General features: G+C 63.4%; 21 protein-coding genes. 18 read left to right on the top strand and 3 right to left on the bottom strand.

What is annotated here, in order from left to right:
• Positions 1-32 precede the first annotated feature (32 nt).
• A complete protein-coding gene (locus tag GGR30_RS18405) occupies positions 33-836 on the bottom strand; it encodes an IclR family transcriptional regulator (protein ID WP_183489387.1) in 804 nt (267 codons plus the stop codon).
• Positions 837-1039: 203 nt separating this feature from the next.
• On the opposite strand from GGR30_RS18405, the gene GGR30_RS18410 reads away from it, so the two are divergent.
• The 7 genes from GGR30_RS18410 to GGR30_RS18440 all read left to right on the top strand — a co-directional run bounded on the left by GGR30_RS18410 (position 1040) and on the right by GGR30_RS18440 (position 15218).
• A complete protein-coding gene (locus GGR30_RS18410; protein ID WP_183489404.1) occupies positions 1040-1447 on the top strand; it encodes a Zn-ribbon domain-containing OB-fold protein in 408 nt (135 codons plus the stop codon).
• Positions 1444-2595, top strand: coding sequence for an acetyl-CoA acetyltransferase (locus tag GGR30_RS18415; RefSeq protein WP_183489407.1), 1152 nt, complete (start codon positions 1444-1446; stop codon positions 2593-2595). Before GGR30_RS18410 ends, GGR30_RS18415 begins: the two co-directional genes overlap by 4 nt.
• Positions 2596-2608: 13 nt before the next feature.
• A complete protein-coding gene (locus GGR30_RS18420) occupies positions 2609-4672 on the top strand; it encodes a 3-hydroxyacyl-CoA dehydrogenase NAD-binding domain-containing protein (protein WP_183489410.1) in 2064 nt (687 codons plus the stop codon).
• A gap of 676 nt (positions 4673-5348) precedes the next feature.
• The gene (locus GGR30_RS18425) at positions 5349-11966 is read left to right on the top strand and encodes an autotransporter outer membrane beta-barrel domain-containing protein (protein WP_183489413.1); all 6618 of its coding nucleotides are present in this window, start codon (positions 5349-5351) and stop codon (positions 11964-11966) included.
• 514 nt (positions 11967-12480) lie between these two features.
• Positions 12481-13734, top strand: coding sequence for a flavin-containing monooxygenase (locus GGR30_RS18430; protein ID WP_183489416.1), 1254 nt, complete (start codon positions 12481-12483; stop codon positions 13732-13734).
• A 105-nt stretch (positions 13735-13839) separates the two neighbouring features.
• Entirely contained in the window at positions 13840-14286 is a 447-nt protein-coding gene (locus tag GGR30_RS18435; RefSeq protein ID WP_246414026.1) for a type II 3-dehydroquinate dehydratase, read from the top strand.
• The gene (locus tag GGR30_RS18440) at positions 14283-15218 is read left to right on the top strand and encodes a 2-hydroxyacid dehydrogenase (RefSeq protein WP_183489419.1); all 936 of its coding nucleotides are present in this window, start codon (positions 14283-14285) and stop codon (positions 15216-15218) included. The genes GGR30_RS18435 and GGR30_RS18440 overlap by 4 nt, the downstream gene beginning before the upstream one ends.
• A gap of 41 nt (positions 15219-15259) precedes the next feature.
• On the opposite strand, the gene GGR30_RS18445 is transcribed toward GGR30_RS18440, so the two are convergent.
• The gene (locus GGR30_RS18445) at positions 15260-15499 is read right to left on the bottom strand and encodes a hypothetical protein (RefSeq protein WP_183489422.1); all 240 of its coding nucleotides are present in this window, start codon (positions 15497-15499) and stop codon (positions 15260-15262) included.
• Here GGR30_RS18445 and GGR30_RS18450 point away from each other — a divergent pair.
• From GGR30_RS18450 to GGR30_RS18500, 11 genes are all read left to right on the top strand, one after another.
• Entirely contained in the window at positions 15498-16523 is a 1026-nt protein-coding gene (locus tag GGR30_RS18450) for an ABC transporter substrate-binding protein (RefSeq protein ID WP_183489425.1), read from the top strand. The genes GGR30_RS18445 and GGR30_RS18450 overlap by 2 nt on opposite strands.
• 82 nt (positions 16524-16605) lie before the next feature.
• Positions 16606-17457 (top strand): ABC transporter permease, encoded by an 852-nt coding sequence (locus GGR30_RS18455; protein WP_183489428.1) that lies wholly within the window; start codon positions 16606-16608, stop codon positions 17455-17457.
• Between the two features lies 1 nt (position 17458).
• Positions 17459-18268, top strand: a complete 810-nt coding sequence (locus GGR30_RS18460) for an ABC transporter permease (protein ID WP_183489432.1) — start codon at positions 17459-17461, stop codon at positions 18266-18268.
• Positions 18258-19382: an ABC transporter ATP-binding protein gene (locus GGR30_RS18465; RefSeq protein WP_183489435.1), complete on the top strand. Its 1125-nt coding sequence runs from the start codon at positions 18258-18260 to the stop codon at positions 19380-19382. Before GGR30_RS18460 ends, GGR30_RS18465 begins: the two co-directional genes overlap by 11 nt.
• On the top strand, positions 19379-20380 hold the full coding sequence (locus tag GGR30_RS18470; RefSeq protein ID WP_183489438.1) for an NAD(P)H-quinone oxidoreductase: 1002 nt from the start codon (positions 19379-19381) through the stop codon (positions 20378-20380). The genes GGR30_RS18465 and GGR30_RS18470 overlap by 4 nt, the downstream gene beginning before the upstream one ends.
• Complete coding sequence (locus tag GGR30_RS18475) at positions 20380-20991, top strand: glutathione S-transferase family protein (protein WP_183489603.1); 612 nt, start codon at positions 20380-20382, stop codon at positions 20989-20991. The genes GGR30_RS18470 and GGR30_RS18475 overlap by 1 nt, the downstream gene beginning before the upstream one ends.
• A gap of 26 nt (positions 20992-21017) precedes the next feature.
• On the top strand, positions 21018-21437 hold the full coding sequence (locus GGR30_RS18480) for a RidA family protein (RefSeq protein WP_183489441.1): 420 nt from the start codon (positions 21018-21020) through the stop codon (positions 21435-21437).
• A 50-nt stretch (positions 21438-21487) separates the two neighbouring features.
• Positions 21488-22165: a DUF1028 domain-containing protein gene (locus tag GGR30_RS18485; RefSeq protein WP_183489444.1), complete on the top strand. Its 678-nt coding sequence runs from the start codon at positions 21488-21490 to the stop codon at positions 22163-22165.
• 75 nt (positions 22166-22240) lie between these two features.
• Positions 22241-23185: a LysR family transcriptional regulator gene (locus GGR30_RS18490; RefSeq protein WP_183489447.1), complete on the top strand. Its 945-nt coding sequence runs from the start codon at positions 22241-22243 to the stop codon at positions 23183-23185.
• The gene (gene argE, locus GGR30_RS18495; protein ID WP_183489450.1) at positions 23182-24369 is read left to right on the top strand and encodes an acetylornithine deacetylase; all 1188 of its coding nucleotides are present in this window, start codon (positions 23182-23184) and stop codon (positions 24367-24369) included. The genes GGR30_RS18490 and argE overlap by 4 nt, the downstream gene beginning before the upstream one ends.
• A 79-nt stretch (positions 24370-24448) precedes the next feature.
• Positions 24449-25594 carry an alpha-hydroxy acid oxidase gene (locus tag GGR30_RS18500; RefSeq protein WP_183489453.1) on the top strand — a complete coding sequence of 382 codons (1146 nt, stop codon included), beginning with the start codon at positions 24449-24451 and terminating at the stop codon, positions 25592-25594.
• A 224-nt stretch (positions 25595-25818) separates the two neighbouring features.
• On the opposite strand, the gene GGR30_RS18505 is transcribed toward GGR30_RS18500, so the two are convergent.
• Positions 25819-26214, bottom strand: a complete 396-nt coding sequence (locus GGR30_RS18505; RefSeq protein ID WP_183489456.1) for a glutathione S-transferase family protein — start codon at positions 26212-26214, stop codon at positions 25819-25821.
• Positions 26215-26568 lie beyond the last annotated feature (354 nt).

Below are 26568 nucleotides of genomic sequence, written 5' to 3' on the forward strand. Positions count from 1 at the left end.
ACATTTGTCTGCACTGCAGACGAAACAAAAATCTATTCGGAGTAGCGCCGCCGCATGCGCCCCTCGATGACACGCGCCGAATGCATCAGCGCCGCCGCATAATCGGAGCGCACCTTCTCGGGCGTGAGCGCAGACGAGAGCCCGGAAATAGACAGGAGAAGAGGATCGCCGTCCTCGGCAAAGCGGATCGTCGTGGCCGCAGCATTGAGTTCGGGCCACCAGCAGCCAAACGAGGTCACATAGCCGTCCGATTGATACCGCTCCATCTCGGCGGCCAGGAGCGGTGCCTGCGCATCGTAAAGCGCGGGATCCTCCGCATTTAGCTGCCGCAGCACTGCGGCGCGACGGGCCTCGGAAAGTGCTGAAAGATAGGCCCGGCCGATCGCGGTCTGCAGCGTCGGCACCAGGGCGCCGACATCCAGATTGAGCACGACCGCCTCCGGCCGCCGGGCAAGTTCCAGATAGCGAATACCGCTATCGCTTGCCACGCCCAGCGCCACGGAAACGGGCCCGAGTTCGGAAAGCGCCTCCATGGACGGTCGCGCCAGTTCGCTGATGCCCGTGCTGACCAGCGCGGCGCGGCTGAGTTCGATGACGCGCGGCGCAAGGCTGTAGCCGGAGGAGCGTGCATGATGGACGAGATAGCCGAGCCTGTGCAGCGTATGGGTGAACCGGGCGACCGTGGATCGCGGCAGGCCGGTGCGCTCGGCGAGCGCCTGGTTGCTGAGCGCCCGATCATCCGGCCGATAGGCCGTAATGACCCGCAGACCGCGCTGAAGCGACGTCACGAAATGGCGATCATTCGCATTTTCATCCTCAGCCCCGATATCGTCCATGCCCGCTCCTTGTTCCACACACCCGACCTGACTAGGCCGGAAGCGCCCCTCATGCAAGCCGCCGGACACGCCTCGTCTTGCCAGAAGAGATAAAGCTTGCTAACTGTAATTTAAAATATATGCCTGCATTGCAGACAGTACTGCATTTTTGCGAGACGGGGAAGAGCGTATCGCGGCAGGCGCGCGTTCAGGGAGGAAAAGCAATGACGGCACATTTGCCGGCTTCAGGGCCGGATCTTGAATTTCAGGCCCATGTCGAGGATGGCCGGCTCTGGCTTCAGACATGCCAGGACTGCGACACGGCGATCTTCATGCCCCGCATCATCTGCCCCCATTGCGGCTCGCTGAGGCTTGCCTGGCACCCCGCCTCGGGGCTTGGAACCGTCTACTCCCGAACCGTCCTTTACGGTCGCCCGAAGCCCGGCGATACCCGCCCCTCCCGCCATGCGCTCGTCCTTGTGGATCTTGACGATGGGCCGCGCATGATGAGCCGGCTTCCCGACACCGATCCCGATGACATCACTATCGGCATGCGCGTGAAGGCGCGCATCGAAGGCGAAACCGGCCAGCGTTTCGTCGTGTTCGACCCCAGCGCGGAGGCAAACGCATGACCTCTCGTTTACGCGGCAAAGCCGCCATTGTCGGCGTCGGAACGGCCGGGCTCGGCGAAGCCCCCGGCTTCAACGCCATGGATATCCAGGCGCTCGCCGTTCACGAGGCGCTTGAAGACGCCGGGCTGAAACTGTCCGATGTCGACGGGTTGTTCACGGCCAATATGAGCCACACCTTCCCGGCGATCTCGACGATCGAATATCTGGGGCTGAAGCCCCGCTGGATCGACGGCACGAATACCGGCGGCTCCAGCTTCGTTGCCGATACCCTGTCGGCAACCATGGCGCTCGAGGCCGGACTGTGCGATGTGGCGCTGATCTGCTACGGCGCGACACTGCGTTCGGATGCCGGGCGCATGACGCCGGCCGCCGAGCAGCCGACCTATGAAATTCCCCACAAGCCGCGCTATCCGATGACGGCCTATGCCATGGCGGCGGCCACCCATATGGCGCGCTTCGGCACCACGCGCGAACAACTCGCCGAAGTGGCCGTTGCCGCCCGCGCCTGGGCGCGGATGAACCCCGAGGCCTTCGAACGCGATCCCTTGACCATCGAGGATGTCCTGTCTTCGCGCATGGTGATGGAGCCGCTCAGCCTGCGCGATTGCTGCCTTCTGACCGATGGCGCCGGCGCCGTGGTGATGACCCGCGCGGACCGCGCCCGCGACCTGCCCAACAAGCCGGTCTATTTCCTCGGCGGCGGCATCGCCTCCTATAACAGGGCCGTCTCCGAAATGCCGGACCTGACGACGACGGCCGCCCGCGATTCCGGAGCGCGTGCCTTCGCCATGGCCGGGCTGAAGCCGGAGGACATGAACGTGCTTCAGCTCTATGACGCCTTCACCATCAACGTCATCCTGTTTCTGGAAGACCTCGGCTTCTGCCCCAAGGGCGAAGGCGGAGCTTTCGTTTCCGGCGGGCGCATCGCCCCCGGCGGCGCGCTGCCGGTCAATACCAATGGCGGCGGGCTCTCCTTCTGCCATCCCGGCATGTATGGCGTATTCACGCTGATCGAGGCCACGCGGCAATTGCGCGGCACCGCCGGCGAACGCCAGATCACCAATGCCGAAACGGCGCTTTGTCACGGCAACGGGATCACGCTGTCGCACCAGGCGACGGCGATTTTCGGAACGGAAGCAGCCCTTTGACGCGGAGAACGACATGACCAACACGCTGATCGAACAGGAAAAGCGCGGCGCGCTCGGCATCATCCGCATGAACCGCCCGCCGGTCAACGCGCTCGGATACGAACTCAGAAGCCAGATCGCCGAGGCGCATGCCGCCTTCGAGGCCGATCCGGAAATCGCCGTCACCGTGCTCACCGCGACGGGCCGCGTCTTTTCCGGCGGCGCGGACATCACCGAGTTCAACACCGGCCGCAAGCATCCCTATCTGACCGAACTGATCACCATGCTGGAGGAGGGGCAAAAGCCGGTCGTCGCGATCGTCAACGGCATCGCCTTCGGCGGCGGCTTCGAACTGGTGCTCGGCTGCGATTATATCTACGCCCTGCCGGGGGCGAAATTCTCCTTCCCGGAAATCAAACTCGGCAATATTCCTGGTGCCGGCGGCACGCAGAAACTGCCGCGACTGGCCGGCGGGCCGAAGGCGCTGGAGCTCATCCTCACCGGCAAGGCAATCCCGGCCGATGAAGCCGTTGCTCTGGGCATCGCCGAAACCGTTGCCGCGGACGAGGCGGCGGCACTCGCGCGTCTCGAAAAGGCGGTCACCGACGACCTGCCGCGCCGCCGGGTCCGCGATATCGTCATGACCGGCTCGCCCGATGAACTTGACGCGGTTGCCGAAGGCTTCCTGCGCCGCAGCCGGGGCGCGCCGGCGGAGAAGACGGCGCTTGAGGCCGTACGCAAGGCCTATGACACGCCGATTGACGAGGCGCTTGCATGGGAGCGCGACACGTTCCAGATCCTCAACGCCACGCCGGAAGCGCGCGCCATGCGGCATCTGTTCTTCGCCGAACGCGAGGCGCGCAAGATTGCCGACCTGCCGAAGGATACGCCGCAACGGACCGTCTCATCCGTCGGCGTCGTTGGCGCCGGCACGATGGGCCGCAGCATCGCCATGTGCTTTGCCGATGCCGGCCTGCCCGTCATTCTTGTGGAGGAGGCGCAGGACCGGCTGGATGCGGCCCTGGCCGCCATCGCCAAGACCTATGAGGCCTCGCGCGAAAAGGGTCGAATTTCCGCCGAGGAAGCCTCGGCGCGCATGGCGCTGATTAAGGGCACGATCACGCTTGATGACCTGGCCGCCGTCGATCTCGCCATCGAGGCCGTATTCGAATCCATGGCGGTGAAATGTTCAGTCTTCGCCGCTCTCGACAAGGTCTGCAAGCCGGGCGCGATCCTTGCCACCAATACCTCCACGCTTGATGTCAATCGCATTGCGGCCGCAACCGCGCGGCCAGAAGATGTCATCGGCCTGCATTTCTTCAGCCCGGCCCATATCATGAAGCTCCTGGAGGTCGTGCGGGCGGAAAAGACCGCGCCGGACGTGATTGCGACCGCGATGGAGATCGGCCGGAGGCTTGGAAAGCACAGCGTTCTCGTCGGCGTCTGCGATGGTTTTGCCGGCAATCGCATGTTCATCAACTTCAATCGCGAGGCCCAGATCCTGATCGAGGAGGGCGCCCTGCCCTGGCAGGTCGATGCGGTCATGACCCGCTGGGGTCTGGCCATGGGGCCATTGGCGGTGATGGATCTTGCCGGCCTCGATATCGGCTACCACATCCGCCAGGCGCGCGGGCCACAGACCCCCTATCCCTTCACCGCCGCCGACCGTCTTTTCGAGGCCGGGCGCCTCGGGCAGAAGTCCGGCAAGGGCTGGTATCTCTATGAAGACGGCGCACGGCGCGGAACGCCCGACCCGGAGGTTGAGGAACTGATCAAGGCGGTTTCGAAGGAAAAGGGCATCACGCGGCGCGCGGTCAGCGATGACGAGATCCTGCGCCGCTGCATGTGGCAGCTGGTCAATACCGGCTACCAGATCGTCGAGGAGGGCATTGCCCAGCGCGTCAGCGATCTCGATGTCATCTTCGTCAACGGCTATGGCTTTCCCCGAACGCGCGGCGGCCCGATGTGCTTTGCCCGCGAAACCGGCCTGGAGCAGGTGGCGCGCGACATCATCCGCTACCACGCCGAGATCGGCCCGCACTGGAAGCCTTCGGCGCTGCTGCTGGAACAGGCGGGCATCGCCAAGGGGAATGTGTAATCAGGCACGGCCCCCTTGGCCTGCATTCCCCTCAGTTCACATCCAAGGAAGGGCTTTGTCGCGGGCAATCCAGCCGACCTGCCACTGACCCTTCGACCCGCTGCGGCCGGATCTCCGCAGGAACAGGCGAGGCCTGCGTTCGACGGAAGGCGCACGATAGCCATCTGGGCCAAGTTCCCCTTCGGGGTCATGCGAAATGCGAACGCGACCAGAAGCCGGTTGCACAATCGAAAGTTTTACGGACAAATGCTGACGGGTTGTCTCGCTTAGGCTATCTCGCTCTGATTCCTGTTTGAGGGCGGGCGGGCATTCTGCTGACGCAGCCCGGTTCTTGTTGTGTCATGCGTTGAGTTCAGACCGGGGGGCGGTGATGAGGACGGAAACGAGTGGAAAAACGGTTCGGGCTGGCGTTGCGCGTGTCGATTGTGGCGTGATGGGACCCGGTACCAGCTGTTCTCTGAAGCAGGACATGTTCTTTCTGTTCCGTGACGGGACCGCCATTCCGAAGGGAGCCGGGGCCGAGCGTCGCGATCTGAAAGCGCCGAGAAACGCTACCAGCCCGCGTGCGAAAACCGAAGGAAGCGAAAATCAGCACAATGACTTCGTGCACGGTCCGATCGCGGCTTCAATACGATCTCGGTTCTTGCGGAAACATGCGCTGGCAAAAGCCGTATCGTTGGCAGGGCTCGTTCTTGCAGCCGGCGCGGCGCAAGGTCAGGACATTAATCCGGAAATTGTCAACTACGGCACCGCGTCCTGCTCCTATGCCGGCTCCCTGAATTTCAATCCGCCGATTTCCTGCACGGTTGATCTTGCCGGAGGCATCGGTTCAGCAGGAGTGCAGAACGGCGTGAGCTTCCAGGACACACAGGCCGCGCAGATGTCGGTGACGCTTTCGGGTTCAGCCAGCGTGACCAATACCGCTTCGTCCTACACTGTCGGTGCCAATTTCTCCGGTTTCGGCATTTCGGCGAATGCCGACTGGAATGCGAGCAATTTCGTCGACGGCGCGACGCTTTCCGTCGTCAACAATGGCGCGATCAGCCTGTCGAACGCCCTTCCCGGAGAAATCGGCCTCATTGCGGCCGGCGCCGCCAGCCAGTCCTTTGCCGAAGGCGGCGGCATCATCGCCGCCGTCTCCGTCGGCGCGGACGGCTATGCCGATTCGCGTTCAACGCCCTATGTGCCGAACTATTCCGGCGGAAAGGGCGGAGCGATTTCGCTTACGAATAACGGCACGGTCAGCGCGACGACCGACACGCCCCCGCCGTTCGTCGTAACCTATGCCAATACGCTGGTCACGCCGGCATTCCTCAACGGTCTCGGGGCGGTTTCCATTGGCGGCGACGCGGTGGCGATCAAGACAGGCAATGACAATTATGCCGGCGATGGCGGCGCGGGCGGGGCGATCACGATCACCAATCCCGGGGCAATCTCGATGTCCGCCACGACCATGGAAAACTACGGGGTCAACGGCATTTTCGCCCTCTCCCAGGGCGGTATAGGCGCCAACAGGGAGGGTTACGCCATCGGGGCGGGGGGCGACGGCGGCGTGGTCAAGATCACCCACAGCGGCGCCATCACCATGAGCGGGCTTGATTACAGCGGCGGCGGCGGCATGACGGGCATGCTGGCGATCTCGCTTGGCGGCGATTCCAACAATTACAGCATGTTCGGCACGCCCGACACGACGGCTGCCTCGTCCGCCGGCAATGGCGGGAATATCGAGGTGTCGCTGGCGGCAGGCAGCGCGGTGAATGTCGCGGCAACGATCGCCGGCCAGTCGGGCATCGGCGTCATGGCGGTCAGCGCCGGCGGCTATGCCGACAATATCGCCACCGGCGAGGGCGGAGACGTCACGATCAGGCTCGAAAAGGGAAGCGCCGTCTCGACCGCCGGCAGTTCCCTTGCCATCGGCGTTCTGGGCGTCAGCGCGGGAACGCTCGCCGATATCTCGCCCTTCGAGACGGGAGCGGTGGATGCCGCCTATCCCGGCAAGCCGGGCAGGGTCTCGATCATCAACAAGGGCTCCGTCACCACGTCCGGTTTCATGGCCGTCGGCATTGCCGGCGTTGCCGCCGGCGGCACCAGCATCGTTACCAATGGCGCGGCCGATGCCAGCAACGTTCTTGGCAACAGCATTTCCTATATCGATCGCTATGACGGCAACGCAGTGACGGTCGCAAACAGCGGTACGGTCCAGACCCTCGGCGCGGCCGCGCACGGCATCTTCGCCCTGTCGGCGGGCGGCGGCGGCGGACTGATCAGCGTGATCACCGATAGCGAGCAGACCGCGATCGGCAGCAAGACCACAAATTCGAGCGGCGGCAACGGCGGCAGCGTTACGGTCTTGAATTCCGGCAGCGTGACGACGGGCTCCTCTGCGAGCGCCGGCGAAAGCGAGGCCGCCATCGGCATCGTCGCGCAATCGATCGGCGGCGGCGGCGGGTCGTCCGGCGGCCCCGCCTTCCTGCTCGGCGGCAATGACGAGGCAGGCAGCGGCGGCGGCGATGGCGGTGCCGTGACGGTTCACGCCTTCGGCGACAGCTCCGTCTCGACCTTCGATGCCGGCGCCATCGGCATTCTGGCGCAATCGGTCGGCGGCGGCGGCGGCAACGGCTCCAATTCCTACGGCAAGTTTGCCGCCGTCGGCGGCGCCGGCGGCCAGGGCGGCACGGGCGGCGCTGTCACGGTCAAGATCGCGGGCGCATCCGGCGTGGTGACGCGCGGCCATTACGCCGCGGGCCTCATCACCCAGTCGATCGGCGGCGGCGGCGGCAATGGCGGCTCCGGCGATGCCTATGGCAGCATTTTCGCAGACACGATCGGCGGCACCGGCGGCGATGGCGGCAATGGCGGCGCCATCACGGTGAACAACGAAAGTCCGATCACGACTGTCGGCAATCAGTCATGGGGCATCATCGCGCAATCGGTCGGCGGCGGCGGCGGCACGGGCGGCTCGGCCAACAGCTATTCCGCGAGCGTCATCACCGTTTCGCTCGCCATGGGCGGCGCGGGCGGCTCCGGCGGCAATGGCGGGGATATCACGCTTGATAATTCCGGAACGGTGCTGACGGGCTGCAGCGACCCGTCGGCCTGCATCTATGATTATTCCGGCGGTCCGGCGCTTGACGGCGCCAACGCCATCGGCCTCCTCGCACAGTCCGTCGGCGGCGGTGGCGGAACCGGCGGCGCTGCCACGGCAAAATCCCTCTCGCTTCCGTCCTCGGACATCCCGAGTTTTTCGCTGAGCTTCGCCGTCGGCGGCTCGGGCGGCAATGGCGGCCATGGCGGCGGCGTTACGGTTTCCAATCCCGGCGCGGTCTCAACGGCGGGCGATGCCGCCTTCGGCGTTGTTGCCCAGTCCATCGGCGGCGGGGGCGGCAATGCCGGCGACGCGACGGCCGCGGCCTTCGGCATCGAGAGCAAGGAAATGCCCAGCATGAAGCTGGCGCTTGCCATCGGCGGTACCGGCGGCAGCGGCGGCACGGGCGGCTCGGTGACCGCCACCAACGGATCGGACCAGGCAGGCGGGACGATCGCGACCTATGGCAACGATGCGACGGGCATTGTGGCGCAATCGGTCGGCGGCGGCGGGGGAACCGGCGGCTCGGGCAATGCCTCGGCTTCGAGCCCCAACCTGGGGGATGACACGAAAACGGCGATCGACGTCACCATCGGCGTCGGCGGGGCCGGCGGCACGGGCAATACCGGCGGCGCGGTCAGCGTCACCAACATGGCCGGCAGCACCATCATCACGCAGGGCTCGACCGCCCGTGCGATCCTGGCGCAGTCGATCGGCGGCGGCGGCGGGGCCGCGACCGGCGGCCAGGCTTCGTCCAGCGGCGACAGCTACGACGGCAATCTGTCCATCGGCGGCAATGGCGGTTCCGGCAATGACGGCGGCGCGGTGACGGTGACCAATGCCGGCACGATCGTCACGGGTCTTGCGGCCTACACGAACCTGGCAGGCCTGACGATCACCACGGGCGGCGATTCGGTCGGCATTCTGGCCCAGTCGGTCGGCGGCGGCGGCGGTGTGGCCGGCAGTTCGGATCCCTCCGCCAATATCGACATCGCCGGCCAGGTCGAGGATGCCTTGAAAGGGCCTTCCGACAGCTATTCGGCCGATATCGGCATCGGCGGCAAGGGCGGCGCGGGCGGCGCCGGCGGCACGGTATCCGTCACCAATTCCGGCACGATCACCACCTACGGGCTGCGCGCCTACGGCATCGAGGCGCAATCGATCGGCGGCGGCGGCGGCAATGGCGGTCTGGCATCCGCCACGTCCAACGCCGTCCTTACCGATCTCGGCATTGGCGGCGAGGACGGCACCTACAGCGCCAATCTGAGCCTCGGCGGCAATGCCGGGGAAGGTTCGTACGGTGGTTCGGTGTCGATTACGAACAGCGGCAGCATCGCGACCGCCGGCTATGGCGCGCATGGCCTGCTGCTGCAGTCGGTCGGCGGCGGCGGCGGTGTCGGTGCGGAAGGAACGGTCGACACCCAGACGACGATCGGCCTCGGCCTCGGCGATGCCGGCAACAGCGGCGCCGGCGGCAATGGCGGATCGATCGATGTTTCTGAAACCGGCCTGATCGTTACCGCCGGCAATGACGCCTATGGCATTCTCGCCCAGTCGGTGGGCGGCGGCGGCGGGCTCGCGAGCACAGGCTGCTCCAATCCCAAGATCAGCGCGAACCTTCAGGGCGTGACGGCCTCGACCTGTCTTGGCGCCGACAGCATCTCCTATTCGGACGCGCCCTGGAGCGACGAGACGGACCTTTCCGTCACCCTCGGCGGCAATGCCGGCGCCAACGGCAATGGCGGCGCTATCGAGATCGACAAGACCGACGGGCTGATCTTCACCTCCGGGGCGCGCGCCTTCGGCATGTTCGCCCAGTCGATCGGCGGCGGCGGCGGGATCGCGGCGGCAGATGCGGTGAATGTCGCCGACGCCAGCTTCGGCGCGGCGCAGGCCGACAGCGTCGGCGGCGAGCTTTCGCTTACCCTCGGTGCGGGTGCTGCAATCGAGACCACCGGCGACGGCGCTTTCGGCATCTTCGCGCAGTCGATCGGCGGCAGCGGCGGCTTTGTCGGCGATGCCGCACTCAATCCGGCCTTCGTCAACGTCAACAGCCTTCCTCTCACATCGGCGGGCAGCCAGAGCGCCGGCGGAAACATCTCGGTCGACATTGTCGGGGACATCACCACGAGCGGCACGAATGCCCACGGCGTCGTTTTGCAGACGAGCGGTTCGGGCGGCGGCGCGATCGGCGCCCATGGCGCGCTTTCAATGGGGGCCGGCGCGAGCGGGGTTGCGACCGGTGACGGCGGGCAGATCACCCTCACACAGGCCGCCGGCAGCACGATCACGGCCTCGGGCTTCAACGCCAACGGCATACTGGCGCAAAGCGTCGGCTCGTCGAGCCAGGAGAGCGCCATCGCGCTTACGGTGGCCGGCACGGTTTCCGGCGGCACCTTCGTGCTCGACGGCCAGAGCCAGTCCGGCACAGCGGCGGGAATCCTCCTCTCCGGCGGCGTTGCCTCGGCGGCATCGAACGATGCGGCGAACGAGATCGAAATTGCAGCGACGGGCACCGTCACCAACGCGAACGGCGCGGGCGGCACGGCGATCCTTTCGGCGGACGGGCGGACCCTGGTCGAAAACAGCGGAACGGTGACCGGAGCGGTGCTGCTTTATGACAGCATGGACAATGTCTCCCCCGAACCGTCTTCCGCCTTCCGCAACCTTGCCGGCGGCCTGTTCAACATGGGCAGCGCCAATGTCGCCGCCAGTGTCGACAATGACGGCACGATCAATCCCGGCGGCAGCGAGACCTACCGCTCCTATGTCGTGCTCGCCGGCGATTTCGTCCAGAGCGAAACGGGCGTGCTCGCGGTGACGATCGACACGACCGACACCGCTACGCCGAATGACGCTCTCATCACAAGAGGCAGCGGCAACGCAACGCTTGACGGCGAGATCGCGCCGGAGGTCCGGGCGGTTCTGCCTCAGACCTACACCGTCTTCGAGCTTGGCACGGAAGGCGGCTATACGCTGACGGGCGCAGCCGATGTTGCCGCAAATTCACTCGTCTTTGGCTGGAGCCGCCAGTTCCTGCCGACGGTCGTGGAGATCACGCCGACGGCCGATTTCCTGCCGCCCGGCGCGGACTTGAATGCGAACGAGACCTCGGTTGCCGGCTATCTTCAGCGCGCCTGGGACGATATCGCGACGGTGTCCGGGGCCGGCCAGACCTATGGCGACATGTCGCGCGTCTTCGGCATGGTTTATAACAACCAGACTGCGGCCTCCTACGCCGAGACACTGGACGCCATTTCAGGTCAGGCGTCCGCCTTCAGCGCGAACGACCAGACGCTAGCCGCGCGCGGGGGGCTCGACAGCGCCTTCAGCTGCCCGCGCTTTGCCGGCGACAGTGGCACTCTTCTTGACGAGACGTCCTGTGTCTGGGGCAATGTGACCGGATCGGATATCACCTACGATGCCATCGAAGGCGCGCCGTCGCGCAAGGTTTCGACCGGCGGGTTCAGAGCGGGCGGCCAGGGCGAATTCGCACCGGACTGGTACTTCGGCGCGACGGCCGCCTATTCGAGTGTGTCTTCGAAGACAGACAGTGCGTCCGCTCGCAGCGACGGAGACCGTTTCAATGCCGAATTTGCGGTCAAGCATGTCACCGGGCCGTGGTATTTCGGTTTCGGCGCGGGCGCGGGCTATGGCTGGTACGACAATCAGCGGCAAGTAGATGTTCTCGGCACGCCAGTCACGCTCAAGAGCAATGTCGACACGCTGACTGCTGGCGGCCGGTTCCGCGTTCAGTATGAAATGGACTTCGAGAACTGGTATGTAAGGCCAAGGGCGGATTTCGATCTTATCTACACGCATGTACCAGCCTATGGCGAAGATGGACCGCCCGGTCTCGCGCTCGACGTCCGCGCACAGAACGAACTGACATTCGCCATTTCGCCGAACATTGAAATCGGCGGACGAATAGACCTGGATGAAGGATGGACGCTGAGGCCTTATTCCGGTCTGGGACTAGCCGCCATGAGCAATGGCGACTGGACGACGCGCGCCAGTCTTCAAGGCGCGCCCGCTTCGGCCGGAACATTTGAGATCGGCCAGCGTGTTCCCGACCTGATTGGCCGGTTCGATCTCGGACTGGACCTGCACCATGAAAACCGTTTCTCGGCCAGGCTCGAATACGGGCTGCAATTCGGTTCGCATCGGACGGCAAATACGGCGGCTCTGCGACTGGGCTTCGAGTTCTGAAAAGACGCTTGTCCGGCTCAGGACTGGAGGCCGCCGGCGGAGCGAGGACCGCCCGGCCAATGGCGCTTGGCCTACCATGTCACCAGGGAAACAGCTCAGCGGCGACCTGCATGCTCCTCATCGCGGCAAAAGGCTTTCCAGTTCACAACGCGGCTAGGAGGCGCGATCAGGCCTGCCTGTGCGAAAGGCCCGCCTCGCCCGATTCGCGACCTCAAAAAACCAAACGCCGGGCTTCTGCGCCAATGCCATTCTGAAATGATCTTGCTCGCGGCGATCCCGGAAACTGTGTGTCACTTCCGGGGCTGAAAACGCCTCAAACTGAACATTTGTCACTATAGCAGGCTTTTCCTGTGTCTTGACTTGATAAATTCTACTTTCGCCTTCCGCTCCGCAGGCGCACTTTCCAGCGGCGAAATCCAACATTTGCTGCATCGCGGCTCTTGCTCGTATCCGCGCGCCCCTCAAGGCGTAGGTCCCGGCCGCCGCAGCCAGAAACCTCCAGGACAAGATGACGATGACGATCGAACAAACCGATACTCTTATAGTTGGCGGAGGGCAGTCCGGCATCGCCATGAGCGAGCATCTGACGGCGGCGGGCGTCGATCATATCGTGCTCGAGCGCAGCCGCATTGCCGAGCGCTGGCGTTCCGAGAGATGGGATTCCCTGGTGGCCAACGGCCCTGCCTGGCATGACCGTTTTCCCGGTCTTGAATTCGAAGACGTCTCGCCCGAGACCTTTCCGCCGAAAGAGCGCATGGCGCTGTATTTCGAGGAATACGCCAAGATGATCAAGGCGCCCATTCGCTGCGGCGTCGAAGTGAAAAGCGTTCGCCGGCTGGAGGGGCGCCCCGGCTTCCGCGTGGAAACCTCAGACGGCGTGATCGAAGCGCAGCGGGTCGTTGCCGCCACCGGTCCTTTCCAGAAGCCGTCATTTCCCGCCATCGTGCCGGACGAGGCCGGAATTACCCAGATCCATTCCAGCGCCTACCGCAACCCCGATCAGCTGCCAGAAGGCGCTGTTCTTGTGGTTGGCGGCGGGGCTTCCGGCTCGCAGATTGCGGAAGAACTGAACCGCGCCGGACGCAAGGTCTTTCTGTGTGTCGGCGAGCACTACCGTCCGCCGCGCTCCTACCGCAATCGGGACTATGTCTGGTGGCTGGGCGTTCTTGGCAAATGGGACGAGATCAAGATCGATTCCAGGAGGAAACACGTGGCTTTCGCGGTCAGCGGTTATGATGGCGGCAAGACCGTCGACTTCCGTCGCCTCGGTAATACGGGCGTGACCATTCTCGGCAAGGCCGAAAGCTACACCGATGGTGTCATGACCTTCAGCGATGATCTCGCCGCCAATATCGCCGAAGGCGATCGCGCCTATCTCGAAGTGCTGCAGGAGGCCGACGACTATGTCGCCGCCAATGGCATTGACCTGCCAGAGGAACCGGAAGCCTGGAGGATAGAGCCGGATCCGGAATGCATCAGCACGCCGATCCTGAGCCTCGATCTCGCCAAAGAGGGCGTCACCTCGATCGTCTGGGCAACGGGTTTCCGCTTTGATTTCAGCTGGCTGCAGGTTCCCGGCGCCTTTACCCCCGAAGGAATGCCCTTCCATAAGCGCGGCATCTCGGCCCAGCCGGGCATCTACTTTCTCGGCCTGCCGGAACTGACCAACCGTGCATCTTCCTTTATCTATGGCTGCTGGTACGATGCCAAATACCTCGCCACCCATATCGGCGTGCAGCAGGCCTATGTGGCCTACCAAAAGGCCTGACATTCAACGCAACTGACATGCCCGCTGCCGGTCGTACTCGCTGTCTATTGCAGATGACCTGTAGCGGGCTACCCGTTTTACAGACAGACAGAAGGACCGCTTCCCTTGAAATCAGTGATGTTTCTCAACGGCCCGAATGCCAATCTCTACGGGTTGGACCCTTCGGGGACCTATGGCACCGACAGCTTCCCGCAGATCGAAGCCGCCTGCCTAGCGCGTGCAGGTGAACTCGGACTGTCCCTGGACTTCCGGCAGTCGAACCATGAAGGCGTGCTGGTGGACTGGATCCAGGAGGCGCGACAGTCCTGCAGCGGGCTGCTGATCAATGCAGCCGGGCTCACCTATACCTCCGTTTCGATCCTCGATGCGCTTCTGGCGTTTCCGGGACCGATCATCGAATGCCATATGAGCAATATCTGGAAGCGCGAGCCCTTCCGCCATCACTCCTATGTCTCGCGCGCGGCAACCGGCGTTGTCGCAGGCCTCGGCCTGCGCGGCTATCTGCTTGGCCTTTCGGCAATGGCCGAGCTCATCGGAGACACTGAGGCATGACCGATACGCTGGTGTTTTACAGCAAACCCGACCCGTTTGAGCTCTGGCGCGACGCGCTTTCGCCGCTTCTGGGCGACGCCGTGCGGATCGAACGTGCCGATGAGGTGACCGATCCCGACAAGGTGCGTTTCGCGCTGGTTTGGATGCCGCCCGAGGGGTTCTTTGCACGTTTCCCCAATCTTGAGCTCGTCATAAACCTTGGCGCCGGCGTCGACCGGCTGGTGGCGCGAAACGATCTGCCGGATGTGCCGGTCACCCGCCTTTCCGACCCGGAAATGGCGCGGATGATGGCCGGATTCGTGCTTTTCTCGGTGCTGCGCCACAGCCGCGATATCCCGCATTTCGAGGCAGCGCAGACCCGGCGCGAATGGGCCTACCGCCATCCGCGGGCAGCAGCCGAAATCTCGGTCGCGGTGCTGGGTCTCGGTGAACTCGGCGCGCTCGCTGCCAGCGAAATCGCGCGGCAGGGCTACCAGACCGATGGCTGGGCGACCGGACCGAAGGATCTGCCCGGCGTTGACGTGCATCACGGCGAGGAAGCGCTGGAGCCACTCCTTTCCATGGCCGATATCGTGGTCTGCATGCTGCCATTGACACCCGGGACGCGCGGCCTGCTGGATGAGGCGGCCTTTGCGGCCATGAAGCCCGGAGCCGCCTTCGTCAATGTCTCCCGCGGCGAGATCGTGGATGAGGCGGCCATGATTGCGGCGCTCAGTTCAGGTCATCTCTCCGGCGCGACACTCGATGTCTTTGCCTCCGAGCCTCTCTCTGCGGAAAGCCCGCTTTGGGCGCTGCCCGGCGTGCTGATCACGCCGCATCTTGCCTCTGTGGCATTGCCAGCGAGCGCCGCTCCGCAGATTGCTGCCAATATCTTGTCAATCCGCAAGGGCGTACCGATCGCCAACAGCGTGTCACGAGAGCGAGGATACTAGACGTTCGTCACTTTTATTTCGGCACCGCAAGACGAATATATCTAAAAAAATACAATAAAATCAATTAATTGAATAGCTGAATTGGCAAAATCTTCGCAACGCGTCGAGAAATGCGATTTCTGTTTCCTGCCCAAGGTCGGCAAATTGAGAATTGCTAATTGCCAAGCGGATTTCATAGCGGACCGCTCCCGTCCCTGTGATGCATCAAAGCCGCATTCCCGACTGACCGTGTTGCAGAGAAAAACACGGTTTTCTCTCAGACCAAGAGGATATTCAGACATGAAACGACTGCTTCTTACAGCCACTGCCCTCAGCCTTATGGCACCGGCAGCCTTCGCCGAAACACTTGTCGTCTCCAGCTGGGGCGGCAGTTTTCGTGATTTGATCCAGGACACGATCGCCAAGAAGTTCACCGAGGAAACCGGCGTCGACGTCGAGTTCATCACCGGCGGCACGATCGACCGGCTGAACCAGGCCAAGCTCAGCAAGGACACGCCGGAAAGCGACGTCACCTTCACCACTTCGCATATCGGCTGGCTCTACAATAATGACGGGCTGTTCGAGGAACTCGACATGTCGAAGATCCCGAATGCCGAGCACCTTGTCGAGCAGGCCAAGATCAGCCCTTCGCATATCGGCGCCTGGGCCTATGTCTACACGATCGGCTATCTGCCCGACATGATCCCCGAGGATATCGATTTCGATAGCTGGGAAGACCTGTGGTCGCCGGAACTCGAAGACATGATCGCAGCGCCGGATTTCGACCCCTCGCACATCATTGCCGTCGCCTCCAAGCTGGAAGGCGTCGACATCGAGAACTGGGAAGAAGCGCAGGGCAAGCTCCTGGAGCTGAAGCCCAATTTCCGGGCCTTCTACACCAATGACGCCAACTCCCAGCAGTTGCTTTCCACCGGCGAGACCCCGGTGCAGATCCTGCTTTCGATGAACGCCTATTACATGAAGGACCAGGGCCTTGATGTCGAGCTGGCGATCCCGGAGGAAGGCGCTGTTCTCGGCGTGGATACGATGGGGATTACCGCCGGTACCGACAAGGAAGAACTGGCCTACCAGTTCATCAACGCCGCACTCGATCCCGAAGTCCAGGCCGAGATCGCGCGCATCAAGAAGGGCAGCCCGGTCATCGACAATGCCACTCTCGATGAAGATCTGATCGGCCTTCCCGGCATCTTCACCACGCCTGAGGAGTGGGATACGCAGACCCTGGTCATCCCGCACGAACTGCGCGCAGAAATGACCGCCGAATGGCGCCAGTGGTTCTCGGAAAACATGATCGCAGGCCAGTAATCGGCTTTACTTTTCGGGCCCCGGCGGCTGTTGTCGCCGGGGTCTCTCCTCTTTCCCGATGCCTCCGAACTGACGCTGAAAAATGTCGAAACGCCCCTTTCTAGGCTGGTTTGCCGCGCCCTCCGTCCTGATCGCTTTCGCGATCGTGGCATCGTTTCTTGCCATCGTACAATACAGTCTGCGCGCCTATATTCCGGGGTCGCTTGATCCGGGCGGCTTCACACTGGAAAATTTCACGACCCTTTGGAAAGCCGCATACGGTCAGGCCTTCGTGACAACGGTGATGCTTTGCATCTGGACCGCGATCTTCACGTTGCTTGTCGGCTATCCGCTGGCCTATGCCATGGTGCGTGGCCGCTCCGCCGCACTGCGCAGCGCGATCCTCTTGATCTCGCTGACGCCGCTTTTCCTCGGCGAGATCGTGCGGACCTATTCCTGGATGATCGTGCTCGGAAACCGCGGCTTTCTGAATGTCGTGCTTATTGAGATGGGGATCATCGACCGTCCGATCCGCTTCATGTTTACCCAGCTTGGCGTGGTGATCGCGCTTGTCCACTTCACCCTGCCGATCGTAGTGGTGATGCTGGCCGCCGCATTGTCGCATATCGATCGCAATTATGAACGGGCAGCCTCCTCGCTTGGCGCCGGACGGGTGCGCGTCTTCCTGACAGTGACCCTGCCGCTTTCGATCCCCGGTATCGTCGCGGCGACATCCACCGCCTTTGCCTGGACGTTTTCGGCTTTCGCGACCCCGCAGATGATTGGCGGCGGCAAGGTCCAGACGATCTCCACGATGGTATATCAGGTCGGTTTTGCTTCCTTCAATTTCCCGCTCGCTGCCTCGCTTTCGCTGGTCGGGCTGCTGTTCACCATCGCCATCCTTGCCCTGTTCAATACGGGCATGCGCCGGGTCGAGAAGCTGGGAGTCCACTGACATGCGCAAATCCGTAATGGATCACGTCCTGGACTGGAGCGGGCGGCTCCTGCTGACGCTGATCCTGCTTTTCGTCATCCTGCCCTTCATCGTCGTGGCCATCGCCTCGTTCAATGACAGCGCCATTTTGACATTCCCGCCCAAAGCCTGGTCGCTGCACTGGTATGCCAATGCGCTCAGCTATCGCGATTTTGGCGAGGGCCTTGTGAATTCGCTTAAGATCGCCGGTATCGCCGCGGTCATTGCCCTTATCGCAGGATCTGGTTTTGCCTATGTGATTGACCGTTACGAATTCTCGCTGAAGAGTCTCCTCAACGGCGTGCTGATGTCGCCGCTGATCATCCCGAATTTCACCATTGGCCTCGGCTTGCTGGTCCTGTCGGCCGCGGCTTCCCTGCCGCGCTCGCTCTGGCTGGTGGTGACGGTCCATGTCATCATCGTCATGCCCTTCGTCGTGCGCTCCGTCTATGTATCGCTCCGCAATTTCGAGCGGCGCTATGAACAGGCCGCCGAAAGCCTTGGCGCGACGCCGCTGCATATCCTCTTGACAGTCACGCTGCCGCTTCTGCTGCCCGGGCTCATTTCGGGCGCGCTGTTTGCGGCAATCCTGTCGTTCAATGAATTCACCGCCTCGCTTTTCGTGGTCAACCAGACGACCCAGACCCTGCCGGTGGCCATGTACAACTATGTCCGCGAATATGCTGACCCGACGCTTGCCGCGATCTCCGTCATCTATGTGGCGGTGGTGGCCGTGACGCTTCTTGTCGTGCACAAGATCTTCCGCCTCGAAAAGGTGCTCAATGTCGAATGATAAAACCCCCGCCGCCATGCTGCAGCAGGGTGATCATCCTGCCGTGCAGATTGACGGTGTATCGAAGTCCTTCTCCGGAACCACTGCGCTGGAGCCCGTCTGGCTGAAGATCCGTCGCGGCGAGTTCCTGACCCTGCTCGGCCCGTCGGGCTGCGGAAAGACCACGCTTCTCAACCTGATCGCCGGTTTCCTCGAATCCGATAATGGCGAGATTTTCATCGATCGGGAACTGGTTACGCAGGTGCCGCCACATCAGCGCGAAATCGGCATCGTGTTCCAGAACTACGCGCTTTTCCCGCATATGAGCGTGGCGCAGAATGTCGCTTACGGCTTGCGCACCCGCAGGGTTTCCAAGGCCGAGATAGAGACACGCGTGCGCGAAGCCCTGGCGCTGGTCAAGCTGGAGGATTTCGCCGATCGCCGCCCGCGCCAGCTTTCCGGCGGCCAGCAGCAGCGCGTGGCCCTTGCCCGTGCGCTGGTGATCCGTCCGCGCGTGCTATTGCTCGACGAGCCGTTTTCCGCGCTTGACCGGAACCTGCGCACGGCAATGCAAGTGGAGCTGCGCGAGATCCAGACCCGACTCGGCCTGACGACGGTGTTCGTCACCCATGATCAGGGCGAGGCGCTCAGCATGTCGGACAGGATCGCGGTGATGTCGCGCGGCCGTATCCGCCAGATCGGCAGTCCGTCAGCGATTTACGACACGCCGGACAATCACTTCGTTTCCACCTTCGTTGGCGATGCCAACCTGTTCCATGCCACCTTGCGCGAAGCATCGGGCCAGGAACTCACCCTTGAGGTGGACGACACAACGATGGCACTGACCACCTATCAGGAGAGCCTGCCGGATGCGGGTCCGGTCACGCTCTTCACCCGCCCCGAACATTGCAGCCTGACCCCGGCGGGAACCCCCGGCAGTATTCACGCGACCGTGGCGCTCTCCGTCTATCAGGGGAGTTATGCCGAGCTGCATCTCGACTGCCCGGTCGCGATCGGCGGCCGTGTCATGCTGCGCGTGCCCTCGGCGGAAGCCCTGCCTGCGGGCACTGCCGTCGGGATCACGTTGCCGAGCCGTGGCCCTGCCATTTTCGCAAATGAGGAAGCTGCAGCATGAACACCATGATGAAAGCCGTCATTGCCACCGCCACCGGCGGCCCGGATGTTCTGACGCTGGTGGATCGCCCCGTTCCCGCCCCGGCTGCCGGTGAAGTGCTGATCCGTGTGGGCGCCGCCGGCGTGAACCGCCCCGATGTCATGCAGCGCAGCGGCGCCCTGCCCGCACCCGCCGGTGTCTCTGACATTTTCGGGCTGGAAGTCTGCGGCGTGGTCGAGGCACTGGGCGATGGCGTTGATCCCGCCTTGCACGGGACGACCGTCATGGCGCTCACCAAGGCCGGCGGCTACGCCGAGGCGGTGACGGCCCCCGCCGACCATTGCCTGCCCTTGCCTGAAGGGCTTGATATTGCCGAGGGCGCCGTTCTGCCCGAAGGGCTGTTCACCATCTGGCATAACCTCTTTGAGCGCGGCGCGCTGAAGCCCGGCGAGCGACTGTTGATCGAGGGCGGCGCAAGCGGCATCGGAACGCTGGCACTGCAACTGGCCCAGGCCTGGGGCGCGAGCGTGATCGTCACCGCCGGCGGCCCTGAAAAATGCGCGCGGCTGGAAAAGATGGGCGTTGCCGCCATCGACTACCGAAGCGCCGATGTGACGGCGGAAGTCCTGCGGTTGACCGATGGCGCCGGCGTCGATGTCGTTCTTGATATTCTCGGCGGCGACGCGATCAACCGCCACCTTGCCTGCATGGCCTATGGCGGGCGTCATGTGGGCCTTTCCTTCATGTCCGGCATGATGGCCCCGGTCGATCTCGGCCTTTTGATGCGCAAGGGGCTGTGGCTAACCTCTTCGACCCTGCGTCCGCGCTCCGATGCGGAAAAGGCCGCCATGGCCGAAGGCGTTCGCCGCGATCTTCTACCGCTGATCGGGCCGGAAAAAGTGCGGCCCGTCCTGTCGCGCCGCTTCCCGCTTTGCGATGTCGCTGAAGCCCATGCCCTGTTGGAGAGCGGCGAGAATTTCGGCAAGATCGTTCTCGAACTGAACGGAAAGGCCGCGTGATGATCCTTACGCTCTACTGGGGCTCTGCTTCTCCCTTCGTGCGCAAGGTCATGGTCACGGCCCATGAACTGGACCTTGTCGACAGGATCGAAATCCTCGACAGCGCCGCCCATCCCGTGGAGCGCGATGCGCGCATCCAGGCCTTCAACCCGCTGGCCAAGGTTCCCGCAGCCCGCACCGCCGATGGCATGGATCTCTATGACAGCCGGGTGATCTGCGAATATCTCGATGAGCTTGCATCGGGCGGGCTGTTTCCCGCTCCCGGTCCTGCCCGCTGGACGGCCCTGCGCCGCCAGGCGCTTGCCGATGGTCTTCTCGATGCCGCGCTTCTGGTGCGTTACGAACGCCTTGCCCGCCTCGAACCGCAGCGCTGGCCGCTGTGGATCGACAAGCAGCTCGAGAAAGTATCAGATGCGCTTGATGCGATGGATGCCGATCTGCCCGCTGCAGACTGCCACGACATCGGTGCGATCTCGATTGCCTGCGCGCTCGGCTGGCTCAGCTTCCGCTTCCCCGAAATCGACTGGCGAGAGGGCCGCGCGGAACTTGCGCAATGGCATGCCGGTTTTGAAACCCGTCCGGCCATGCAGGCCACGCGTCCTGCCGCCTGACATCACCCTCCAGAAAGACCCCGAACATGGCTCATTACCGTCACCGCCCTTTCAACACCAAGGAAACCTATCCCGAGCAGAACCTCGACAATGATCTGGCCCAGGCCGTCGTCGTTGCCGAAGGTGGCAAGACGATCTTCCTGCGCGGCCAGTGCCCGCAGGATCTCGACACCGCCGTCAACATCACCTCCAGCGATCCGGTCGAGCAGACCCACAAGGTGATGAGCAATATCCGCCAGCTCGTCGAGGAATGCGGCGGCGAAATGGGCCATGTGACCAAGCTGGTCGTCTACCTCACAGATGTGCGCCATCGCGAGGCTGTCTATCGCACCATGGGTGAATATATCCGCGGCGTGCACCCCGTCTGCACCGGCCTTGTCGTCGTGGCGCTGGCGCGTCCCGAATGGCTGGTGGAAATCGATGCCACGGCCGTGATCCCGGCGTAAGCCGGGCTCAACCATCCTCTGAAAGCAAAGCCAGCCTCGCAGGAGACAGCATGACCTTTTCGATTATCGGCCACTGCCCGGAAACCGGCATGTTCGGCATGGCGATCTCTTCCTCCTCGCCAGCTGTCGCCGCCCGCTGCGCCTTCGCCCGCGCGGGTGTCGGCGTTGTCTCGACGCAGAATGTCACGGACCCCCGGCTCGGACCGCATGCGCTTGATCTGATGGCGCGCGGAGCAAGCGCTGCCGAGGCAGTTGCGATCCTTGCACGCAGCGGCGGCAAGCCCATGGCATGGCGTCAGGTTCTCGCCCTCGGCCGCTCCGGCGAAAGCGCGATCCATTCTGGCACCAATGTTCTCGGCATGTGGTCGGAGGCCCAGGGGCGCGACACGGCGGCCGCAGGCAATCTTCTCGCCGATGCCGGCGTTCCCGAGGTGATGGTGCAGCATTTCCAGTCGAGCACGGGCCATCTCGGTGCCCGTCTTGTCGGCGCGCTGCGTGCCGGGCTTGATGCCGGCGGCGAGGCCGGTCCTGTCCATTCCGCAGGCCTGCTTGTCGTCGACAAGGAGAGCTGGCCGCTGACCGAACTGCGCATCGACTGGACGGAAGATTGCCCGATCGCAGCCCTTGAGGCCGCATGGGAGGTCTATGCGCCGCAGATGCAGGACTATGTGACCCGTGCCCTCAACCCCGAGGCCGCGCCCTCATACGGCGTCCCCGGCGACGAGTGACTAGCTTTTGCCAAGGTGAGGGGCTAGCTTTTCCTGTGGTTTTCCTGCAGCGATCATGAAAGGCCAGACAGACTGATGCCCCTTCGATTCACGCTTCGTCAGCTGGAATATTTCATCGCCGTGGGCGAGGCCGGCAGTATCGCGCTGGCCTCGGAAAAGGTGAATGTGACTGCGCCCTCCATGTCCTCTGCCATCGCGCAGCTTGAGGCGGGTTTCGGCGTACAGCTTTTCACCCGACGTCATGCTCAGGGCTCGGTGCTGACGCCGACCGGCCAGCGCTTCATCGAGCAGGCCCGGGCCGTCCTCGCCGAGGCTGAAAAGCTCAATGACATGGCCAACATCTATAACGACAGTGTTCGCGGCTCGTTGAGGGTCGGCTGCATGCGCACCTTCGTCCAGCTCCTCGTGCCGCAGTTGCGGCGCAGTTTCGAGGACAAGTACAAGACCGTGGATTTCACGCAGGTCGAGCTTGATCAGGCGCAGATCTTCGATGCTCTGGGCGCAGCCCGTATCGATCTGGCGCTGACCTATGACCTCTCATTGCCCAGCGATATCGAGTTCCAGCCGCTCGTTGCGCTTCCCCCTTACGTGATGGTCGACCCGGACCATCCGCTTGCCGGCCGCGACCGGGTCTCTCCTGCCGATCTGGTGGACCACGACATGGTCCTGCTCGATCTGCCGCACAGTTCGAGCTATTTCCTTTCGCTGTTCAGGGCGCTTGGAAGACGGCCCCATATTGCCGAACGCACCGCTGAAGTGGCGGTGCAGCGCGGTCTCGTCGCCAATGGGTTCGGCTTTGCCATTTCCAATATGCGCACTGTGAGCCAGTTCTCGATGGACGGCAAGCCGCTGAAATTCATCCCGCTTGAAAGCGATGAACCGCCTCTGCAGCTTGGCATTGCAATGTCGCGTGCCGCTCATGTTTCCCGCACGATCCAGGCCTTCATCGACCACTGCCATGAGATGGTGGACGCCGGTGGCCTGCCTGGCCTTGTTACCGACCGGAAGCCCCCCGCATGACGTCTGATCTTCCGTCCGTCCCTGAAATCCTTGCCAGACTCGTCGCCTTTCCGACCGTCTCGCGCCAGTCAAACCTGGCACTGCTCGATTATGTCGAAGGACTTCTGGCGCCGGCAGGCGTGCGTCTGGAACGTTTTGAAAGCGAGGATGGTACCCGCGCCAACCTTCTCGCCCAGCTCGGGCCGGATGGCCCCGGCGGCATCATGCTTTCGGGGCATTGCGATGTGGTTCCGACCGAAGGCCAGACCTGGCAGAGCGATCCCTTCATTCTGCGCCATGAAGACCGGCGCTATTACGGGCGTGGAACGGCCGACATGAAGGGGTTTCTGGCTGTCGCGATCCGGGCGATGTTGAAAGCTGCCAGCGCGCCGCTTTCCCTGCCGCTGCAGCTCGCGATCTCCTATGACGAGGAAATCGGCTGCATGGGCGTGCGCGGCATGCTCGATGCGCTCGGAACGCGCGAGGACCGGCCGGCGCTGTGCCTGATCGGCGAACCGACGGGCATGCGCATTGCCACAGGCCACAAGGGCAAGCGCGCGCTCAGGGCCTGCTGCCACGGTCAGGAAGGCCATTCGGCGCTCGCACCGGACGCGCTGAACGCGCTCCATCTCGGCGCTGATTTCCTGATCCGGCTGCAGGCGCGTCAGGAAGAGCTGCGCCTGCGAGGCGCTCAGGACCCGGATTACGACATCCCCTATTCCACCATCCATGTCGGCGTCATGCAGGGCGGCACCGCGCTCAACATCGTGCCGAACCATTGCGAACTCGATTTCGAGATCCGCAATGTCGCCGGCGATGATCCGGATGAAATCCTTGCCGGCATCCGCGCCGATGCCGAGGCCACAGCGGCCCCGCATCGCAACCGCTTTCCCCATGCCCGCGTCGAGGTGGAGGAAATCTCCGGCTATCCGGGGCTTGATACATCGGCAGGCGCGGTCGTGGCGCTTCTCAAGGAGACCCTCGGGCGGGATGACCCCACGATCAAGGTCGCCTTCGGTACCGAGGCCGGGCTGTTCTCCGACACGCTGGGCGTCACCAGCCTCGTCTGCGGCCCCGGCCACATGGCCCAGGGCCACAAGCCGGATGAATATGTCAGCGGAGAACAACTTTCGGAGTGCGCCGCCTTTCTTGATGCCCTGACAGCGCTTCTTGTGAAGGGCGAGGCCTCGGCACTTTGCGCTTGAAAACGCCTTCGGCCGTCGCCCTCCTTACCGTTAGTCACCCGAAAGTCATCGCGCCGAAACGCTGAAAGGATCCCCTCTGATGTCCCGTTCCCTGATTTCGGTTGAGGACCTGCGTCGCCGCGCCAAAGCCCGCATGCCGCGCTTTGCCTTCGACTACATCGATGGCGGCGCAGGCCGGGAAATGGCCTTGCAGCGCAGTGAGGCGGCTTTCCGGGAGACCTGCCTGACCCCGCATGTGCTGGTCAATTCCGCCACGCCCGCCGATCTCGGCACCCGGTTTCTCGGACGCGACTGGACGCTGCCGTTCGGGATTGCGCCGATGGGGTTGCCGGGGCTCGCCTGGCCCGGCGCCGACCTGATGATGGCCCGTGCGGCCGAAGCAGCGGGTGCGCCGATGGTGGCGGCAACGCCGGGCACCGCCCGGCTGGAAGCGGTGCGCCACGCCGCGCCGACCGCCTCGATGTTTCAGCTCTATGTCGGGGCTTCGGCGGAAATCACCGAGGACCTGATCGCCCGTGCCGAGCGCGCGGGCTATGACACGTTGATCGTCACTGCCGATGTTCCACGCCCCGGCAAGCGCCTCAGGGATCTCCGCAACGGCTTTTCGCTGCCGCTCAGGCCCGGCCCGCGCATGCTCGCAGACCTCCTGCGCTGCCCGGCCTGGAGCCTCGCCACCGCGCGGCATGGATCGCCCTCGCTGGTCAATCTTGCCGATTATGCTGCCCCCGGCGCGAGTGCCAGCGGTCTTGCGGCGCTGATGGCGCGCCAGAGTTCCGGGCGGCTGGACTGGCAGGTCTTTGCTGAAATCCGCAAGCGCTGGTCCGGCAAACTGGTGCTGAAGGGCGTGATGACGGCCGACGATGCGCTGAAGGCGCATGAGGCAGGTGCCGACGCCGTCTGGATTTCCAGCCATGGCGGGCGCCAGCTCGATTCCGCTCCAGCGACGTTGACTGCATTGCGCCAGATCCGTTCGGCTCTTCCACCCGATGTGCCGCTCGCGGTGGATGGCGGCGTTCGAAGCGGCGAGGACATTCTGAAGGCGCTCGAGGCCGGCGCCGACTTTGTCTTCATCGGCCGGCCTTTCCTTTACGCTATCGGCGCACTGCGCGCGGCCGGCCCATCCGCACTTTTGGAGATGTTTGCCGCAGAGCTGGAAGCCGCAATGGCCCTGACGGGTCGCCGCTCATGCACCCGAGATGGCGGTGAACGCCAGAAAGCCTGCTAGGCAGCTTGTCGATACTTCGGAGAAACGATCTTGTTGCAGGGCCGGCCATGCCCAAAACGCCGCAAGTCATGAACAGAAAGAGAAGACAATCAGCCCTCTTGGAAAATTCCCATCAGGGCGGATTTGTTTTTCCTTCGTCCCGCATATTATAACCAAACCGATATCGCCGGTTTTCCGGGCCCTCCAGCCTTGCATCCAATGCGCCGAAGGCCGCCTCGGCATCGTTAACGCCCTCTGGATGCGCAATTCTTCCAGAAGCGGACTTCGCGCGCCTTGCGTTTGTCCGGTTCACCTCTGACCGTGCCGAACCTGCTTTCCCGTATCTCTCGATAATCCTTCTGGCCTTTGGGAGGGCCGGGAGGCACGAACAGGGCCCGGAAGTTCAGCGTGCGCAGATCAAGATGCAGCTCGTCCTCGAATTCCAGGAGCCCGGCGATCTCGTCACGTCGTCCCTCCGGGATCAGCAGGGGCTCAGGGTATTTCTCCTCCAGATGCAACAGAATGTCGTTGGTTTCGATATGAACGTCCCCCTCATCGACAAGAACGGGCACCGGTACGCGCGGTTTGATCCCAAGAGAAAATTCCGAACGGTTTTCATTGCACAGAATGATCAATCCCATGCGAGCGCCAGTCGATGCCTTTCATGTTCAAAAAAATCAGCAATTTCTGCGAACATTGCGACGATCGCATGTGAAGGACATGCAAGCCCTCCCAATTCAAAAACTCGCGGGTCCTGATATCGGCATCCGTCTGTTTAACGCCCGGTATGTATGGTCTTCGGTTGACCGCCTTTGCCGCAGATCCGCCCGAGGGACTGCCCTACGCCCCCGCCGAGAACGGCAAAGGCGCAGCAGTACAAAAATGCCTCTGAGCATCCGTTCCACAAATCGGAGGCTCTGAGGAACTGGTTTTCTCCAAAATGACCGTTTTTTGAAAGTTCAGTGCCTGCATTTCTAGCCGCATTCATGGAGACT

Origin of the sequence: Martelella radicis (assembly GCF_014196625.1) — a bacterium.
Classification (GTDB): Bacteria; Pseudomonadota; Alphaproteobacteria; order Rhizobiales; family Rhizobiaceae; genus Martelella; species Martelella radicis.

Coding starts and splice junctions, on each gene's coding strand:
- GGR30_RS18410 (WP_183489404.1), top strand. CDS start 1,040: ATGACGGCACATTTGCCGGCTTCAGGGCCGGATCTTGAATTTCAGGCC.
- GGR30_RS18490 (WP_183489447.1), top strand. CDS start 22,241: ATGCCCCTTCGATTCACGCTTCGTCAGCTGGAATATTTCATCGCCGTG.
- GGR30_RS18405 (WP_183489387.1), bottom strand. CDS start 836: ATGGACGATATCGGGGCTGAGGATGAAAATGCGAATGATCGCCATTTC.
- GGR30_RS18450 (WP_183489425.1), top strand. CDS start 15,498: ATGAAACGACTGCTTCTTACAGCCACTGCCCTCAGCCTTATGGCACCG.
- GGR30_RS18470 (WP_183489438.1), top strand. CDS start 19,379: ATGAACACCATGATGAAAGCCGTCATTGCCACCGCCACCGGCGGCCCG.
- GGR30_RS18500 (WP_183489453.1), top strand. CDS start 24,449: ATGTCCCGTTCCCTGATTTCGGTTGAGGACCTGCGTCGCCGCGCCAAA.
- argE (WP_183489450.1), top strand. CDS start 23,182: ATGACGTCTGATCTTCCGTCCGTCCCTGAAATCCTTGCCAGACTCGTC.
- GGR30_RS18420 (WP_183489410.1), top strand. CDS start 2,609: ATGACCAACACGCTGATCGAACAGGAAAAGCGCGGCGCGCTCGGCATC.
- GGR30_RS18505 (WP_183489456.1), bottom strand. CDS start 26,214: ATGGGATTGATCATTCTGTGCAATGAAAACCGTTCGGAATTTTCTCTT.
- GGR30_RS18455 (WP_183489428.1), top strand. CDS start 16,606: ATGTCGAAACGCCCCTTTCTAGGCTGGTTTGCCGCGCCCTCCGTCCTG.
- GGR30_RS18460 (WP_183489432.1), top strand. CDS start 17,459: ATGCGCAAATCCGTAATGGATCACGTCCTGGACTGGAGCGGGCGGCTC.
- GGR30_RS18480 (WP_183489441.1), top strand. CDS start 21,018: ATGGCTCATTACCGTCACCGCCCTTTCAACACCAAGGAAACCTATCCC.
- GGR30_RS18430 (WP_183489416.1), top strand. CDS start 12,481: ATGACGATCGAACAAACCGATACTCTTATAGTTGGCGGAGGGCAGTCC.
- GGR30_RS18475 (WP_183489603.1), top strand. CDS start 20,380: ATGATCCTTACGCTCTACTGGGGCTCTGCTTCTCCCTTCGTGCGCAAG.
- GGR30_RS18415 (WP_183489407.1), top strand. CDS start 1,444: ATGACCTCTCGTTTACGCGGCAAAGCCGCCATTGTCGGCGTCGGAACG.
- GGR30_RS18440 (WP_183489419.1), top strand. CDS start 14,283: ATGACCGATACGCTGGTGTTTTACAGCAAACCCGACCCGTTTGAGCTC.
- GGR30_RS18485 (WP_183489444.1), top strand. CDS start 21,488: ATGACCTTTTCGATTATCGGCCACTGCCCGGAAACCGGCATGTTCGGC.
- GGR30_RS18465 (WP_183489435.1), top strand. CDS start 18,258: ATGTCGAATGATAAAACCCCCGCCGCCATGCTGCAGCAGGGTGATCAT.
- GGR30_RS18445 (WP_183489422.1), bottom strand. CDS start 15,499: ATGTCTGAATATCCTCTTGGTCTGAGAGAAAACCGTGTTTTTCTCTGC.